Here is a 17,864-nt window from a genome sequence, read left to right on the forward strand (position 1 = left end):
CGGCCGGCGGGGCGCTGCGTGGCTGCTGCGCTGCAGGCCGTTACTCAACGAAGGAACTCTATGCAACTGGTCAAGACCGAACGAGACACCCTCCTCAGGCCGCTGCAAACGGTCAGCGGCATCGTCGAACGCCGCCATACGTTGCCGATCCTCGCCAACCTGCTGATCACCAAGAACGGCCCGGACGTTTCATTCCTGTCGACCGACCTGGAGCTGCAGATCACCACGCGCGCCGATTTCGGCGTCGGCGGCGACCAGATCGCGACCACCGTCGCGGCCCGCAAGCTGCTCGACATCCTGCGCGCGATGCCTGACGGCCAGGTCACGCTGTCGCTCGCCGACAAGCGCCTCACCGTTCAATCGGGCAAGAGCCGTTTCGCACTGCAGACGCTGGCGGCCGACGAGTTCCCGACCGTCGCGCAGGCGAAGGATTTCGGCGCCACGCTCACCGTCCCGCAGAAGTCGTTCCGTCAGCTGCTCGGCATGGTGCACTTCGCGATGGCGCAGCAGGACATCCGCTACTACCTGAACGGCATGCTGCTCGTCGTCGACGGCGACCAGCTGATGGCCGTGGCCACCGACGGCCACCGCCTCGCGTTCTCGTCGATGAAGCTTGAAGGCGGCACGTTCGGCCGCCAGGAAGTCATCGTGCCGCGCAAGACGATTCTCGAACTGCAGCGCCTGCTCGAGGACATCGACGACACCGTCACCATCGACATCGCGCAAACCCAGGCCAAGTTCACGTTCGGCCAGGTCGAGCTCGTGTCGAAACTCGTCGAGGGCAAGTTCCCCGACTTCCAGCGCGTGATCCCGAAGGCGCACAAGAACACGTTCGAGATCGGCCGCGAAGAACTGCAGCGTTCGCTGCAGCGCGCGGCGATCCTGACCTCGGACAAGTTCAAGGGCGTGCGCTGCATCGTCGCGCCGGGCCAGCTGAAGATCATGTCGACCAACGCCGATCAGGAAGAGGCGCAGGAAGAACTCGAAATCGCCTACCAGGGCGATACCGTCGACATCGGCTTCAACGTCACGTATCTGCTCGACGTGCTCGCGAACCTGAAGGTCGACACCGTGCAGGTGAGCCTCGGCGACGCCAGCTCGAGCGCACTGATCACCGTGCCCGAGAACGACGAGTTCAAGTATGTCGTGATGCCGATGCGCATCTGACGCGCTCGACATCGCGACACACACCAGGGGGCGGCAAGCCCCTTTGGCGTTTTTATGGCGAACCGACAACCCGCCCCTTCGGTGCCTTTTCGGCGCCCGGGGCGGGCCAGGAAACTCGAGCGGCCGGCGATTTCCCCCCGCTGAAACGCACCGCGCCGCCACGAGAGTGGCCCCGCAGAACCGGAAGATATCCATGAGTGAACAGCACAATTCGCAACCCGATAACAGCAGCTACGGCGCCTCGTCGATCCAGATCCTCGAGGGGCTGGAAGCGGTGCGCAAGCGCCCCGGGATGTACATCGGCGACACGTCGGACGGCACCGGTCTGCACCACCTCGTGTTCGAGGTGCTCGACAACTCGATCGACGAAGCGTTGGCCGGGTACTGCAACGACATCCACGTGACGATTCACGCCGACAACTCGATTTCCGTGGTCGACAACGGCCGCGGGATTCCGACCGACGTGAAGATGAACGACAAGCACGAGCCGAAGCGCAGCGCCGCCGAGATCGTGATGACCGAGCTGCACGCCGGCGGCAAGTTCGACCAGAACAGCTACAAGGTGTCGGGCGGCCTGCACGGCGTGGGCGTGTCGTGCGTGAACGCGCTGTCGAGCTGGCTGCGCCTCACCGTGCGCCGCGACGGCAAGAAGCGCTTCATGGAGTTCCACCGCGGCGTCGCGCAGGATCGCGTGATCGAGGTGGTGGACGGCGTGGAAGTGTCGCCGATGCTCGTGACCGGCGACACCGAGAACCGCGGCACCGAAGTGCACTTCATGGCCGATCCGACCATTTTCGGCACGGTCGAGTATCACTACGACATCCTCGCGAAGCGGATGCGCGAGCTTTCGTTCCTGAACAACGGCGTGCGGATTCGTCTCACCGATCTGCGTTCGGGCAAGGAAGACGATTTCGCGTTCGCCGGCGGTGTGAAGGGCTTCGTCGAGTTCATCAACAAGACCAAGAGCACGCTGCACCCGACGGTGTTCTTCGCCAACGGCGAGAAGGATGGCGTGGGCGTCGAAGTCGCGATGCAGTGGAACGACAGCTACAACGAAAACGTGCTGTGCTTCACGAACAACATTCCGCAACGTGACGGCGGCACGCACCTGACCGGCCTGCGGGCCGCGATGACGCGCGTCATCAACAAGTACATCACCGACAACGAAATCGCGAAGAAGGCGAAGGTCGAGACGACCGGCGACGACATGCGCGAAGGGCTGTCGTGCGTGCTGTCCGTGAAGGTGCCGGAGCCGAAGTTCAGCTCGCAGACGAAGGACAAGCTGGTTTCGTCCGAGGTTCGTGCGCCGGTTGAGGAAGTTGTGGCGAAGGCGCTGGAAGAATTTCTGCTCGAGACGCCGATCGACGCGAAGATCATTTGCGGGAAGATTGTTGAAGCTGCGCGGGCGCGGGATGCAGCGCGGAAGGCGCGTGAGATGACGCGTCGCAAGGGCGTGCTCGACGGTGTTGGTCTGCCCGGCAAGCTCGCGGACTGTCAGGAGAAGGACCCGGCGAAGTGCGAAATCTACATCGTCGAGGGTGACTCGGCAGGTGGGTCGGCCAAGCAAGGGCGTGATCGGAAGTTCCAGGCCATTCTGCCGCTGCGCGGCAAGGTGCTGAACGTCGAGAAGGCACGCTACGACAAGCTGCTGTCGTCGGAACAGATCGTCACGCTCGTGACCGCGCTTGGGTGCGGCATCGGCAAGGACGATTACAACCTCGAGAAGCTGCGCTATCACCGCATCATCATCATGACCGACGCGGACGTCGACGGTGCGCACATCCGGACGCTGCTGCTCACGTTCCTCTATCGCCAGATGCCGGACATGATCGAACGCGGCTATGTGTATATCGCGCAGCCGCCGCTTTACAAGATCAAGGCGGGTAAGGATGAGCGGTATCTGAAGGATGATGTGGAGCTCAACGCGCACATGCTGCGGTTGGCGCTGCAAGGGTCGGAGCTCGTGCCGGGTGAGAATGCCGCGGCGATTTCGGGCGATGCGCTTGGGGAACTGGCACGGTCGTATCTGCTGTCGCAGAGCGTGATCGAGCGGTTGAGCCGGTTGTATGACCCGGCGGCGCTGGAAGCGGTCATGGATGGGGTGGTGATCGATCTCTCCAGCGAGGCTTCGACCGAGGCTTCGGCTAAGGCGCTGCACGCGGCGTTGCATGACGACGCGCTGAAGAATGAAGTGCGGGTCGTGCCTTCGTATGACCCAGTTCGTGAACAGCGGGCGCTGCATGTCGAACGGACGCATCACGGTAATGTGCGGGTTTCGGTCATCGACCAGGAATTCCAGCACACGGCGGATTATCAGCAGCTCGTGACCACCGCGAATACGTTCAAGGGACTTATTGGAGAAGGTGCAGTCATCAAGCGTGGGGAACGCAGCATGGCTGTCGCGGACTTCAAGAGCGCGATGAAGTGGCTGCTGGCGGATGCTGAGCGGAACGTGTCGAAGCAACGCTATAAGGGCCTCGGCGAGATGAACCCCGAGCAGCTGTGGGAAACGACGATGGATCCGGCAGTACGGCGTCTGCTGCGTGTACAGATCGAAGACGCGATCGCGGCGGATGGGATCTTTACTACCCTCATGGGGGATGATGTCGAGCCGCGGCGGGCGTTTATCGAGTCGAATGCGTTGCGGGCGGGGAATATTGACGTTTAACTCACGCCGTAGATAGCAACCTAAAAGCAGACCCATAAGTTGAAAGCTTATGGGTCTTTTTTCTTTTTTCGTCGGGCGTGATGTTGCGCGCGACGAATATTTCATGTCATGATTTGCAAGTACATCGTACTAGGGGAACAGACATGAAAATCCAGCCTTCAGAAATGCGCCGACATACCCGGCAGCCCATCTGGGTAGTTGTGGCCACCGTGCTTACGTTGCATCCTGTGAATCTGCCACCGGTAAAGCTCGACTTTCACCTCACGGTCGATAGTCGGCCGCATGCAGAGGGAAGCAGCGCGGAGAATAGCGGAAAGCAGAAGTGATGGATAAGATCGGTCTCTTTCGAGAGCTAGTCTCGACCTTAAGCAACAACGGCGTGCCGGACGCATATCGTGCGGCGCTTACCCTGCTGGCCGAGATACAACACGAAGGCTCACCACGATCGAATCAATTGTTTCTGCCGAAGCCATGTCTGGATGCGGCACTCGAAACCACAAAGGCCCATCTTGCGGAGGTTCTTGATTGGATTTCGCTTTCCGACACGGCTAGGCGTCGCGGGGAAGCGATGCTTACGCCCGACATCGCGCAATTTTTGGCTGACCTCGTCATTGAAGGCGGGCATTCCCGCGCAATCATTCTGCAGGATCCGCTTTGCCTTGTGGCGTCAAGGTTGGTGAACTCTGGCATCTTCGTGGAACAGTACTGTTCGGACTTTGAGGTTCCAAAGCTGTGTGCCGAAATTGCGAGCACTCCCGCCTGGACGGTCGCCGAGGGAGGGATCTATGGAGACAGCCCGGAATCAAATCGAGGACGAGACGGAAGGACCGATGACGGCGTCCTAATTGCCGCCCTCCCCCTCATACCAGGAGTTTCAGGCGGTGCCCATGTAAAACAACTGCCGTATGCAGCCAGTGAAGACCTTCACGCTGTGATGTTGGGGTACGGGGCCTCTGTCACGCGACTTATAGTGCTCGTTCCGAGTTCAATGCTCTATCGGACGGGGAAGGCTGCTGAATTCCGACGAGACCTCCTGTCCGCGGGACTTGTTGAATCGGTACTCGAGCTTCCTAGCGGCACAACACCATTAGCGACGCACCAGTATTCCGCGTTAGTGCTTAGACCGTTTCAGAATCCCGTGACGGGACAGTCCGTGCTCGTTATGAATTTGCCCGAACAGGCCTCTCCAGCTACCCGTGGTCGGGGACGACGAGTAGAGGTTGAATCCAGCCGCGCGCTCGCAGCAAAGATAGTCAATAGACGTGTGGACGATGGCGACAATGGTCGCTTAATTTCATACCGGCAAGCACAGGAGGTCGGCTCCCTTTTGCCACGGATGCTACTAGGAGATACCTCAGCTGACGCTTACCACGCTGGAGGACAGACAGCCCTACGCGACCTCGTGCGCATTGTTCGTCCGATCGCATTGCCTGAAGGAACGCGCAGACCAAGCGCGGCAGTGACGACCGAGAGTATCCTGCGAGCGTTCCCATATATCTGTTACGTCGAAACAAGGGGTGGCCCGGATGGTGAAAGCGAGCGCGGCAGAGCTCATGAAACTGCAGCTGACCTAGAAGCTGAAGACATCATCATCGTCGTGAAGGGGACAGTCGGCGCGGTGGGGCTTGTCGAGCAGCCTACCAACGGGTTGATACTTCTACCAAATTCCTGCTTGGTATTACGCGCAAAAAGCCCGGCGGAAGCGAAGGCACTTTACCTTTACCTCAAGAGCCCAACAGGTATTGAACGACTGCGGTCAATTGTGACTGGAAGTACAGTGCGTAACATTCGAATTGCTGACCTCAATGGTCTTGCTGTGCCAATTCCTACTGATCACACCTGCGCAATAGCGGTAAATGCGCTGAAGGCCATCAACGAAAAGACTGTCGAAATTCAACGGCTAGAAGTGGAACGAGCGCAATTGTTAACTGACTCACTGCAGGAAATCTCGAAAACCGGCGATTTTTTTGGGGCGTAACGGCTAACGTATGCGTAGAGCTAACTCGCGTGCTCGGATACTGCTTTGGCCATCAGGCACCTCCCACATAACCCCGGTCACCGGCGATGAGACTTTCCCGCATCAAAGTGACATCAACAGCCCAGCTACTTCGTCGCTCGAGCGAACTCGCTATAACGCTATGATTACGGCATCTCCGCGCTCCAAACTCAGTCCCATGCCCTTCCGGCTCAAATCCGCGCTCCACCACGATAGCAACTTCGATTACGAGACCGTCAAGATCCATCGCCGGCAGCTGCCGTCTACGGTCACGGCACCGCTGCACATCTAAGGGGCATTGGCATGGAGCAATCAGAGCTGAAGGCCCTACTTGGGCAGTTGATCACTGCGTGGGAAAGTGAGGTCGTGGAGTTCAAACAGGCAGGCAATGACTACGATACGGACAGGATCGGAGAGTATTTCTCTGCGTTGTGCAACGAAGCTAACCTACGTGGCACGGATCGCGCCTGGCTAGTATTTGGCGTCAACGACAAATCGCGTGCCGTCGTAGGAACGAACTATCGTCCAGAGCCGGATCGGCTCAACAACCTAAAGAACCAAGTCGCACAAGGCACTGAGCCGAGCATCACATTCCGCAACATTCATACTCTGAACGATGATTGTGGTCGCGTAGTGTTATTCGAGATTCCCGCCGCCCCACGGGGCATCCCCATCGCTTGGAAGGGCCACTATTACGCTCGCGCAGGTGAGAGTCGAATTCCTTTGGGTTTGGACAAGCTCGACGAAATCCGCCAGCAAACCATCTCGCAAGATTGGACCGCACAGGTTGTTGTTGACGCGGTGCTTGATGACCTAGACGAGGCTGCGGTACGCAAGGCCCGAGAGTCCTTCGGGCAAAAATATGCCAACCGCTTTGCGCCGGATGAAGTTGCGAACTGGCCTCTAGCGACGTTCTTGGATCGCGCCCGTATCACCCAAAATGGTCGGATTACGCGCACCACATTACTGTTGTTAGGCAAAGCTGAATCCACGTGGCGCCTGTCACCTCATCCGGCACAACTGACCTGGAAGCTGGACGGCCCAGAACGAGCCTACGAGCATTTTGGCCCGCCCTTCTTGTTGAGTACATCGCACCTGTATCAACGTATTCGCAACATCCAACTTCGACTGTTGCCATTGGACGAATTGCTACCGATCGAAGTCTCAAAGTATGACCAGAAGATCGTGCTGGAAGCATTGCACAACTGTATCGCGCACCAGGACTATGCTCGCAACGGTCGTATCGTGGTAACTGAGCGTCCGGATCAATTGATTTTCGAAAACGAAGGTAGCTTCTTTGAAGGCTCACCGGACGACTACCTCGAGGGCAACAAGATCCCCCGCCGCTACCGTAACCCGTTCCTGGCGCAAGCCATGGCCGAACTGAACATGATCGACACAATGGGGTACGGCATTCATGACATGTACGCTCGTCAGGCCCGGCGTTATTTCCCGATGCCGGACTACGATCTGGACGAGGCCGGTGCAGTGAAGCTAACGATCTATGGTGGTGTAGTCGACCCAGCATACAGTCGCTTATTGATCCAGCAGACCGATCTGCCACTGGCAGACGTGTTAGCGTTGGATCGCATACAGAAGAAGCTCCCCATTCCCGACGATGCGGTGGCACGCTTGAAGCGCATGAAACTTATCGAAGGTCGCAAGCCGAACTACTACGTGTCTGCAGCTGTGGCTGAAGCGACGGCGAACAAGGCCGACTACATCCGCACGCGTGCGCAAGACGATGAGTTCTATGCAAAGCTGTTGACCGACTACCTCAGGAAGTTTGACGAAGCAAACCGCACCGAAATCAACAAGTTGCTGCTCGACAAACTTAGTGATGCTCTAACGGACAAGCAGAAGTACAACAAGGTCAGCAACCTGATCACCAAACTCCGTCGCCGGGGTGTGATCGTGAATACGGGATCGGACGCGGCACCGTGCTGGCAGCTTGCAGAGAGACATGCCGAGAAAAATTAGAGCTCCGCAGAGAGCCGCCCAAAACAATCCATACAAATCAATAACTTAAAAGCCTGCCATCACCAAATTTGCAGAGAGATAGCAGAGAGGAGGCGTTGCAGCGAGCACCGTAGCTGAACTCGAATAGAAGGGCGTCCTGATATTATTGGGGTCCGATTTGATAATAGATGGCAAAAAGAGGGAAACATGGCCCGTATGTGGATGGTGCGCGGTGAGGGCGGCAGCCTCTACGATGCGTTTCGTGAGCGCGGCGTAGCAGCCATCGGCTGGAACCAGCTAGCCGCACACGCCAAACCGGGGATCGATCGCAAACAGCTGATTGATCGGTATAAATCGGCCGAGCCGCAGGCAAAGCACGGGACAGTCGTCTCAGGTGCATCCCAGGTATGGCGGTTCGTCAACGAAATTCAAAAGAACGACTGGATCGTCACCTATTCACCGGCCAACCGCACCTATCTGGTTGGCACGGTTACAGGGCCGGCTGAACACCATCCGGACTGGGCAGAGCAAAACATGCCTCTGGCTCGAAAGGTACAGTGGCAGTTTCAGGAACTGTCGCGCGACAAACTGGGAACCTCGACCAAGAACAGCCTTGGCGCAACCTTGACCGTCTTCGAGGTTCCCTCGAACGCTATGGCCGATGTGTTGGCTGCGTTGGGAGGGAACACAACTGTCCCGGAAGACGAAGACGATGAGGAAATTGCAGATCCGTTAGCCGATGTCGAGTCGCAAGCACTGGAACGTATCAAGGATCGCGTGAACGAACTCGACTGGGACGAGATGCAGCAGTTGGTTGCCGGCATCCTACGCGCGATGAACTACAAAACCCAGATCTCCCCACCTGGCTCTGATCGAGGAAAGGATATCGTTGCGTCGCCTGACGGCTTCGGTTTTGAACATCCGCGCATCGTCGTAGAAGTCAAACATCGGCGCGAACAGATGGGAAGCCAGGACATCCGGAGTTTTCTCGGCGGCCGGCACAAGGATGATCGCGGTCTCTATGTCAGTACGGGTGGTTTCAGCAAAGACGCGCAATACGAGGCCGACCGCGCCTCAATCCCGTTGGCGTTGTGGACGCTCGATCATGTTGTCCGTGCCCTTATCGAGCATTACGACAAGACGGATGCGGAGACGAAACGCATCATTCCGCTGAAACGGCTCTACTGGCCAGCTTAATGGCTTGGCTATAAGAAACGGCTCAGGTCAAGGTAGCAATCCAGTCGGCCGCGCAACAATATGAGGTCACGATTCAGAGTCAGGCAGCGACAAGCAAGGGCAACATCAGCAAACGGGCTGGCCAGCTCTGCGGAACGAGACGCGACAGAGGCAGGCGCGCATTGGTAGACGACGCTCGGAGCGGTTGAGACGCGGCATAAGGCTCGAGATCATTCCGGTTCACAATCTTCCTGGAGCCCTGCGTGCAAGCCATCGACCGGCAGCGCCGGACGGCGCACTTATTCACCACGAGCGCCGCCGCCCGGAGCAGACCACGCTGGGCCGCCTGGTGCAGCAGCATGCCGAGACCATCTCCGTGCAGGCTAAGGCCAGGGCCTGCACGGACCAGTCAGTGTGAGCGACTATGGCAACGGCTTCAAATCCAGTTCTCGCAGGAAAGCGTTGTGCTTGTCCTTCGCAGCCGCAATCGCCTTTTCAATCTCCACCAGCTCTTGGTGAGTCTCATCGAGAACAATCTCCGTCTCGTTCACCGCCGTACTGATATAGCGCGAGATGTTCAAGTTGAAATCGTTCCTCTCGATCTCGGCCATCTCCACCTTGCGTGAGTAGCGCGCCTCTTCCTCGCGGAACTGGTAGGTCTTGATGATCTTGGCGATGTGCTCGGGTTTGAGCTGGTTCTGGCGTTTGCCTTTCTCGAAGTGCTCCGGCCCGCTTGCGTTAATGAACAGGACATCGTCCGGCTTCTTGCACTTCTTCAACACCAGGATGCAGACGGGGATGCCGGTGGAATAGAACAGATTGGCGGGCAGGCCGATCACCGTGTCGACGTGCCCGTCCTTCAGCAGCTTGGTGCGAATGCGTTCTTCCGCCCCACCTCGGAACAGCACGCCGTGCGGCAGGATGATGGCCATCACGCCTTCGTCTTTGAGGTAGTGGAAGCCGTGCAGCAGGAAGGCGAAGTCGGCAGCGGACTTGGGCGCGAGGCCGTGGCTCTTGAAGCGCACGTCGTCGGCCAGCGCTTCGGTCGGTTCCCAGCGGTAGCTGAAGGGTGGGTTGGCAACGATGGCGTCAAAGCTGGGCTTCTTGGCCGGATTCTGCTCCCGCATCATGTCCCACTCGTTAAGCAGGGTATCTCCATGGAAAATCTCGAACTCCGTGTCCTTCACCCCGTGCAACAGCATGTTCATGCGTGCGAGGTTGTAGGTCGTGATGTTCTTCTCCTGGCCGAAGATTTTGCCGATGGTGCCGTTCGCCTTGGCCACTTTCTTGCGCACGTTGAGCAACAGCGAGCCAGAGCCACAGGCAAAGTCCAGCACGCTTTCCAGCCGCTTTTTGGTCCCGGTTTTCGGCTCCTGGCTGTCCAGCGTAACGATGGCGGAGAGGATGTCGGAAATCTGCTGCGGGGTGTAGAACTCGCCTGCCTTCTTGCCGGACCCAGCGGCAAACTGGCCGATCAGGTATTCATAGGCATCGCCCAGCGCGTCGATGTCGGTGGAGAACTCCGCCAGCCCTTCGGCGATCTTCTGGATGATGGCACAAAGCTTAGCGTTCCGGTCGGTGTAGGTTTTGCCAAGTTTGGGAGAATTCAGATCGATCTCGGAGAACAAGCCCTGAAAGGTGCTCTCGAAGGATTCCGTCTCGACGTACTTGAAGCCCGCTTGCAGCGTGTTCAGTAACTCTGCGTTTTGGGTGCGGGCCAAGTTGGCGATGCTGTTCCAGAGGTGCGCAGGTTGAATAACGTAATGCACCTTGCGGCGCATCTGCTTCTCGAACGCCGGGATGTCGTCAACGTTGTTTGCATACCAGAGCGCCAGCGGCACCTTGCGGGTGTCGCTTCCCACATCAGGGTAGTCCCGTCCCAACTCCTTCTTCGCCGCCGTTTCGTAATTGTCCGAGAGGTAGCGTAGAAAAAGGAAGGACAGCATGTAGTCGCGGAAGTCGTCCGCGTCCATGGCCCCGCGCAGTTGGTCAGCGATGCTCCAAAGGGTCTGGTTAAGTTGCTTTTGTTTGAATTCGTTCATGGGGTCGTGACAGGTGCGGCGGCGGTTGGTGTAGGTGCTGCCACCGGTGTCGATGTCAGTGCTGTCTCAAGAATGTCAGGCAGGTCAAATTGGAACTTGGTGGTGAAATCTTCCAGAATGCGCCGGAACAGATCTTTGTTGTCCTCGCCCATTTCGGTCGGTTCGTGGATGGCGTATTTGCCATGACTGAGTAGATTCAGCGCGCGGTTGTAGAGTGCACGGTCTTCCTCGATGCTCAGCGCCTTGAGGCAGAAGGAAATGTCAGCGTGGCCGAAGAACGACGCAGTCTTTTCCATGATGCTACGCAGGGCGTTGAAATGGAAGGTGTAGAGCTTGCCGGTGCTGCGGGCCGCGGCAAGTTGGAGCTCGGCGAGTGACGCGACGTGATGAAAAAACGGCGTGTCCTCCGTGGCCCGCAGTGTATATGCGCCGTCTCCGTTTGGGCGATGCAGGAAGTAGCGCTTGTGGGCCACCCTCGGTTCGCTCTCTTTCGCTCTGCCAATCTCATTGCACATCACGTTGAAGAAAAGGGCGTGATGGGACGAGAAAACAACCTTGATGGGCGCGGGAGTGCCGTCCTGGGCTTTGCGGCTCGCAGCTCGGCGCAGGAGTTGGGCGAGATCGCAGGCCACGGCGATGGCGTTGTTGTCGTCCAGTGAGGAGATGGGGTCGTCGATGTAGAGATATTTGTTCGACTGATAGGAGATGTGTCCGTCGAGCATCCGCTCACAGATGGCCATGAAGAGGCACCAGATGAAGATGTTCTGCTCGCCGCGGGAGATCTTAATGTTCTCGGCCTCACCTTTGCGGAAAGAAACCTTCCAGGTCTCGTAGTCAATGTCGAAATCAAAGTCCGCATAGCGGTCGAGGTAGCTCGCAATCGTTTCGTCCAGCGCGAGGTCTTTCAGGCCATTGAAGAAGGTAGAGCGGTGATTGAGCTGCAGTTGCCGGACAGTGTCACCGTCGAGATCGTTCTCCCAGGTGAACAAGTCTTCAGTATAGGCATTGAAGTAAAGGGTGTCGGCAATGCCGTCCGGATTCTTCTTGGTCTTGCGCTTGCCTGCGTCCTTGAACTCCATCGAGAGCCGAGTCTTGCCTGTGCGGTTGTAGGCATAGAGCAGGATGACTTCAATCCCGGTGAGGTCAGACCGCAGCTTTCTCGCGAGTGTCTGCAGATTAGTATATGTATTGATCGTTGGTTTACCGCTCATGCCTCTGACTCCCTTGGTGAGGGGAACAACTGCTGCATAAGCCCTTTCTTGTCGGTCTTAAGAGCTTCGAGCTTTTGGGTTTCGGCCGTGATTAGTTTATCAAGACTGCTCAGGCATGAGGCGATGCGTTGTTGTTCCGCTTCTTCGGGCAAAAGAAGGTCAAACGGAATGATGTGCTTGTTGTTGATCTGGGGGATGGTCGATGTGTCGGCGATGTGAGACAGTCCGATATTAGAAACATAATAGTAGAGAAACTCGACCTGTAGCCCGCTCTTTGGCGTGAGCGCCATAAGATTCGTATCGATCAGAATCTCCGCTGCAGTGATTCTGATCTTATTGAGCTCGATTGCCGCTCCACGTTTTGGGAAGAGGATCGAATTCGTTGGCACTACGCCATCTGAATCATTGCAGAACTCTCGCCCAGTTACCTGATATTTGATACAGTTGTTTAGATCTTCGACCTTCACAAATGCATATTGTCCTTCCGACGACAGCGAAAACCCCGATGGACTGTAGCCACTCTGGATTTTTACGTGATTGCCAAGCTTCGCTTTGTTCCACTCCCCAGTATTTTGGAATTTGGGGAAGCGGAGGCGGGGTTGGGTTTCGCCTTCACGAGGGAAAAGCTGCTGCATCAGCCCTTTTTTATGGGTCTTGAGCATGTCCACTTTCCGCGCTTGCGCGGCCATCAGCTCGTCCACCGAACTCAGGCAGTCGGCAATTTTTTGTTGTTCGGCTTTCGAGGGATAAAGCGCCGGATACGCCTTCATTGAGTCAACATCGCCTCTTGGCATCTTCACGCCTTTTGCGCCTGTCATCACGTAGCCGATGAAGGCATCGTTTTTAAGCAGCCAGGAGAAGTATTGCGGGAGCAACCTCTCCTTCGCTCTGATGACGATGACATCGTTCGACGCTCCGCCTTCCTTGTCTGCAACCCAAACCTTCTTCAAATAGGGGCGAATATTGGAGACCAAGGTGTCGTGTGTTCTATACCGTGTCACTGATCCCGTTGTCGGCAGTTTTGAAGCTTTGGCAACTCCACTGTAGTCCGGCAGCATGTTTTCAGTGCTGACGTAGTTTTCGACCGTAACTCGTTCGAGAGCGGTTTTCTCGTTAACGAAAGTAGCCAGGGTTCCGAGAGCATCGACATCCCAACCATCCGATTCCCGAAACGCCGGAAAGCGCAGCTTCGGCACCAGCGCAGGCTTCGCCTCTGCCTTTGCCGTAGCGGTCTTGTTCTTACTGCTCATACGCACTGAGTCCTGAAATGTCGCGGCCACCGGCGCGTTTAGTGAGGAGAGAGTGGAGGTCATCCATGAGGGCGAGTTCGGCCTGGGTGCGGGCTTTCCAGCCGAGGTCGAGCGGGGCCATGAGGTCGCTAAGTTGCTCGCCATCAAAGATCATGCGGTCGAGGATGCCGTCCACGAAGCTTTGAAGGGCGGCGGTGGGGAGGCCATGCTTCGCGGCGATGTCGGCGAGTTCCTTGGCGCTCTTCTCAGCCTTAAAGTGGGTATAGCCGTCGCGGATAGCGGCCTCAGACAGGCCCTCACCCGCCTGGAGCGTGGCAATGTATTCGGCAATGTCGTCGCGCTCGTTCATGAACTTGGCATCGGCGCTGATGAGGCCGATGAGTTCCTCGCGAGTCATCTTGGCCTTGCCGGGCTCCTTGGCGGAGAACTTGGCGATGAGGCCCATGATGTAGTCGTAGTCGATGACGGCGGAAGCGAAGAGGACAAACTCGAAGTCGAGCTGGTCCACGGGGTCATCGGTGCCGGAACCATCACCTTCCTTGGCCCCTCTGCCCTGCTGCGTTCTGAGCTCTTTGGCAGTTTGCAGATACTGGCCTTTGAAGCCGCGCAGGATTTCATCAGGCAGCACCTGCTCGATGGCGGCTTTGTTGTCTTCGCTGAGATCGGTGTATTGGTCCAGCTGGGTTTTGAGTCGCTGGACTTCCTTAAAGTGGCCGATGAAGGCGGCGCGGGCCTCGTCGCCCTTCAGGTTGGCCACAGCGGAAGGCGCGCAGGCAAGGCCCTGGGACGTCATGAAATCGTCCAGCTTCTGCACGGCAATCTCCAGCTTCTGGATGACCACTGGCGCCTTATCCACGAGCCAGATTTCCCGAGCCTGCTCGCCGGTCTTCTCGCCGGAGAAGAGCGCGATGGCGGCATCGACGGAATCTTGCTGCTGGCGAAAATCGAGGATGTTGCCATAGGGCTTGGTGCCGTTGAGCACGCGATTGGTGCGGGAGAACGCCTGAATCAAGCCGTGGTGCTTGAGGTTCTTGTCCACATAGAGTGTGTTCAGGAACTTGGAATCGAAGCCAGTGAGCAGCATGTCCACCACGATAGTGATGTCGATCTTCTGCGCGGCCGGATAGTCCGCATTGGGCCACTGCTGGTCCTTGATGCGTTTCTGCACTTCCTGATAGTAGAGGTCGAACTCGCTCAAGCGGTGGTTGGAGCCGTAGCGGGCGTTGTAGTCGGCGAGGATGGCCTTGAGTGCAGCTTTCTTGCCCTCGGGATCTTCTTCGTTGTCCACTTGTTCCTGCGGCAGGTCTTCTTGGATCTGCTTGACGTCTGGATCGCCCTCGGCAGGTGGGGAAAAGACGCAGGCAATGTTCAGCGGCTTGAAATCGGGATCGGTGGCCTGCTTGTCCGCCTGCATGGTCTTGAACAGAGCATAGTATTCGATGGCGTCGTTGATGGACGCGGTGGCGAGGATCGCGTTGAAGCGGCGCCCGCCGGTGGCTGCATCGTGCTTGGCAAAAATGGCTTCGATGACGGCCTTCTTGGCAATGGCTTCGCCGGGCTTTGGTGGATTCTTACCTTCGGGCTTGAAGTAGTCAACGTGGAAGCGCAGGACGTTGCCATCCTCAATAGCATGGGTGATGGTGTAGGCGTGGAGCTGCTTGTGGAAGAGCTCCTCGGTGGTCCGATACGAGGCCACCTCACCGTCGATTTTTATGCGACTGGCGTTGCCCTTGAGTCCACCAAATATCGGCGTGCCGGTGAAACCGAAGAGCTGCGCCTTCGGGAAAAATGCTTTGATGGCCTTGTGATTGTCGCCAAACTGCGAACGGTGGCATTCGTCGAAGATGAAGACAATGCGCTTGTCCCGCAGTGCTTCGAGCTGCTCTTTGTAGGTAGCCTGGCCGTTTTTGCTGCGCTTCTTATTGCGCTTGCTGTTTTCGTCCAGCGCGAGGCCGAGCTTCTGAATAGTGGTGACGATGACCTTGTCGGCGTAGTCCTCTGAAAGCAGGCGGCGCACGAGGGCGGCGGTGTTGGTGTTTTCTTCGACGCAACCTTCCTGGAACCTGTTGAATTCCTCCCGTGTCTGGCGGTCAAGGTCCTTCCGGTCCACGACGAACACACACTTGTGAATGTGCTCGTTTTCCTTCAACAGGGTAGAGGCCTTGAAGGACGTGAGCGTCTTGCCGCTGCCAGTGGTGTGCCAGATGTAGCCGTTGCCGTTGTCTTCGTCGATGCACTTGACGATGTGTTGCACGGCATAGACCTGGTACGGCCGCATGATCACAAGCTTTTGCTCACCCGCAAGCAGCACCATGTAGCGGCTGATGGTGCGGCCGAGGTCGCACTTTCTCAGGAAATGTTCGGCGAACTCGTCGAGTTGGGTGATCTTGCGGTTGTCCTCGCCAGCAAACTCATAGATGGGCAGAAAGCGCTCGTCGGCATTGAAGGCGAAGTGGCAGATGTTGTTGTTAGCGAAGTAGTAGGTTCGGTCGCGGTTGCTGACGATGAACAGCTGCATGAAGCAGAGCAGCGTCTTGGTGTAGCCGTTGCCTGGGTCGTGCTTGTATTCGACGATCTGCTCCATGGCCCTGCGTGGACTCACACCCAGGGTTTTCAGCTCAATCTGCACACAGGGCACGCCGTTGATGAGGATGAGAACGTCGTAGCGGTGGTGGCTGTTGTTGGTGTTGATGCGGAGCTGGTGAACGACCTCGAAGTGATTCTTGCACCAGTCCTTGATGTTCACCAGCGTGTAGTTCAACGGCGTGCCGTCGTCGCGCGTGAAGGCATTGATGCCGCGCAGGGTCTTGGCAGCGATGTAGACATCCGGGGTAACTATTTCATCCAGGAGCCTGGCGAACTCGGCTTCAGTCAACTTGACTCGATTGAGGGCCTCGAATTTCTCCCGGAAGTTCCTTTCCAGCGCGGCGCGATCGCGAATGTCATCGCGATATTCATACTTCAAGTTCTGAAGCTTGCCAAGGAAGCCGTATTCGATGTGCTCTTCCTTGACGACGGGGCTCGGTGCTCCGGACGACAAATCGTAGGTGAACTTGGATGAAGGCATAGGGGAGGAACGTGCGTTGGCTATGAATCGGAAGGCAATGCAGGTGGCGGGTCGCTATGTTTTGTGTCCGTTGGGATGTACTACAGCCACTTATAAGCTCGCCGGTGTGAGCTCCAACGTTCCGCGCATGTGTCGTTGAAGGCCTTGATGCGCGGGCTCTGGTCGAGCGCCGACTTCGCAAATCCACACTCGGTAACGATTGCCTTGCGCGATCACGCCCCACGGCCCGTCATCGAACGGAAGACTTGGCTCGGACCGAGTCCAGGAACGTTCCGGAGTTCTGCTCTGCCAGCTGCTTACGGCTTGCCGCTATAGGCCCTCTATTCTAGCCCAGGCTACCTTTCGCCTGCCGGGCGCTTCTCACCCGTAATTTCCTGCGGTGAATACTCAAGAAGCTATGCCGTTTGGCCACTCGTCGAATTTTCCATATTTCGAGATGCCCAGTTAGGTAGACTCAAACAGCGTCACCACAAAAAGCGCGGGCCGCATGGGCTGCCACCCATACGACCCGCTGACCACAACCAACTCACCTCAGGAGTCGGAAATGGCTAAGGCCAATCATAAGTCACGTACTCCCGTAACGGAACGCTTCGTCACTGTTCAAGAGTCAGCGCGCCATCATTCCTTGTCTAGGGTTCTCCGTGCCATCAGAGCGCACCGGAAACTGAACACGACGTACTTCCCGTGGATCAAATTGGCGGGTGTATGGCTTGAGGACGCGGAATTCGAGGCCGGAGAACGCGTTCGGATTACTGTCGAGGACAAGCGGCTCATCATCACGCCGATGTGACCGGCGCGTTGCCCATGGCGGGCGTCGCAAGTCACACCGCTTAGGTAGCTCGGCGCCCGATACTTCAGCACCGTTAGTAACTGTGACGAGCGGAGATTGCTCAGCAATTGCAGCGGGCCGGCCATTCAGGTCCGCTGCCGTGTAGCCTTGCAGCACAAGCTGCAACCTATGCTAGGCTCACTACACATTTCCGCCACGCCAATGCAAAAACCCCCGCCTGATCGGGCGGGGGTTTCTGGCTTAGGGAGCCTGACGATTACCTACTTTCACACGGGAATCCGCACTATCATCGGCGTAGAGTCGTTTCACGGTCCTGTTCGGGATGGGAAGGGGTGGGACCGACTCGCTATGGTCATCAGGCAAAGGGGGTTGTTGCGTTGCTTCGCAGCGCAACCAATCTTGGAAGAAGCAGTAATCAGGTTGTGTGTATCGCACACGAGAATCAACAAGTTCTGCTAAGACAGACTTGTTATAGGATCAAGCCTTACGGGCAATTAGTATCGGTTAGCTGAACGCATTACTGCGCTTACACACCCGA

Annotated in this window: 10 protein-coding genes and 1 rRNA gene; 6 read left to right on the forward strand and 5 right to left on the reverse strand. The window is 57.3% G+C overall.

Features of this window, described 5'->3' with window-relative positions; translation table 11 throughout:
- Positions 1-60 precede the first annotated feature (60 nt).
- From dnaN to WT97_RS02520, 5 genes are all read left to right on the forward strand, one after another.
- Positions 61-1,167, forward strand: coding sequence for a DNA polymerase III subunit beta (gene dnaN / locus WT97_RS02505; protein WP_034208731.1), 1,107 nt, complete (start codon positions 61-63; stop codon positions 1,165-1,167).
- Between the two features lie 193 nt (positions 1,168-1,360).
- Entirely contained in the window at positions 1,361-3,835 is a 2,475-nt protein-coding gene (gene gyrB / locus WT97_RS02510; protein WP_060352741.1) for a DNA topoisomerase (ATP-hydrolyzing) subunit B, read from the forward strand.
- A 325-nt stretch (positions 3,836-4,160) separates the two neighbouring features.
- Complete coding sequence (locus tag WT97_RS33945; RefSeq protein WP_257128440.1) at positions 4,161-5,813, forward strand: restriction endonuclease subunit S; 1,653 nt, start codon at positions 4,161-4,163, stop codon at positions 5,811-5,813.
- Positions 5,814-6,134: 321 nt separating this feature from the next.
- On the forward strand, positions 6,135-7,811 hold the full coding sequence (locus tag WT97_RS02515) for an RNA-binding domain-containing protein (protein ID WP_060352742.1): 1,677 nt from the start codon (positions 6,135-6,137) through the stop codon (positions 7,809-7,811).
- Positions 7,812-7,997: 186 nt separating this feature from the next.
- The gene (locus tag WT97_RS02520) at positions 7,998-8,987 is read left to right on the forward strand and encodes a restriction endonuclease (protein ID WP_059700528.1); all 990 of its coding nucleotides are present in this window, start codon (positions 7,998-8,000) and stop codon (positions 8,985-8,987) included.
- 401 nt (positions 8,988-9,388) lie between these two features.
- Here WT97_RS02520 and WT97_RS02525 read toward each other — a convergent pair whose 3' ends face one another.
- From WT97_RS02525 to WT97_RS02540, 4 genes are read right to left on the reverse strand one after another with little or no spacing between them, the layout of a single operon-like run.
- On the reverse strand, positions 9,389-11,008 hold the full coding sequence (locus tag WT97_RS02525; protein ID WP_060352743.1) for a type I restriction-modification system subunit M: 1,620 nt from the start codon (positions 11,006-11,008) through the stop codon (positions 9,389-9,391).
- Positions 11,005-12,219 (reverse strand): AAA family ATPase, encoded by a 1,215-nt coding sequence (locus WT97_RS02530; RefSeq protein WP_060352744.1) that lies wholly within the window; start codon positions 12,217-12,219, stop codon positions 11,005-11,007. Before WT97_RS02530 ends, WT97_RS02525 begins: the two co-directional genes overlap by 4 nt.
- Positions 12,216-13,469, reverse strand: coding sequence for a restriction endonuclease subunit S (locus WT97_RS02535; RefSeq protein WP_179949741.1), 1,254 nt, complete (start codon positions 13,467-13,469; stop codon positions 12,216-12,218). The genes WT97_RS02530 and WT97_RS02535 overlap by 4 nt, the downstream gene beginning before the upstream one ends.
- On the reverse strand, positions 13,459-16,536 hold the full coding sequence (locus WT97_RS02540; protein ID WP_060352746.1) for a type I restriction endonuclease subunit R: 3,078 nt from the start codon (positions 16,534-16,536) through the stop codon (positions 13,459-13,461). Before WT97_RS02540 ends, WT97_RS02535 begins: the two co-directional genes overlap by 11 nt.
- Positions 16,537-17,080: 544 nt before the next feature.
- On the opposite strand from WT97_RS02540, the gene WT97_RS02545 reads away from it, so the two are divergent.
- A complete protein-coding gene (locus tag WT97_RS02545; RefSeq protein ID WP_060352750.1) occupies positions 17,081-17,326 on the forward strand; it encodes a SymE family type I addiction module toxin in 246 nt (81 codons plus the stop codon).
- Positions 17,327-17,573: 247 nt separating this feature from the next.
- On the opposite strand, the gene rrf is transcribed toward WT97_RS02545, so the two are convergent.
- Positions 17,574-17,686: ribosomal RNA gene (rrf, locus tag WT97_RS02550) — 5S ribosomal RNA — on the reverse strand.
- Positions 17,687-17,864: the final 178 nt, after the last annotated feature.

It is taken from the genome of Burkholderia sp. MSMB1459WGS (genome assembly GCF_001534535.1).
In the GTDB taxonomy this organism is placed as follows: domain Bacteria; phylum Pseudomonadota; class Gammaproteobacteria; order Burkholderiales; family Burkholderiaceae; genus Burkholderia.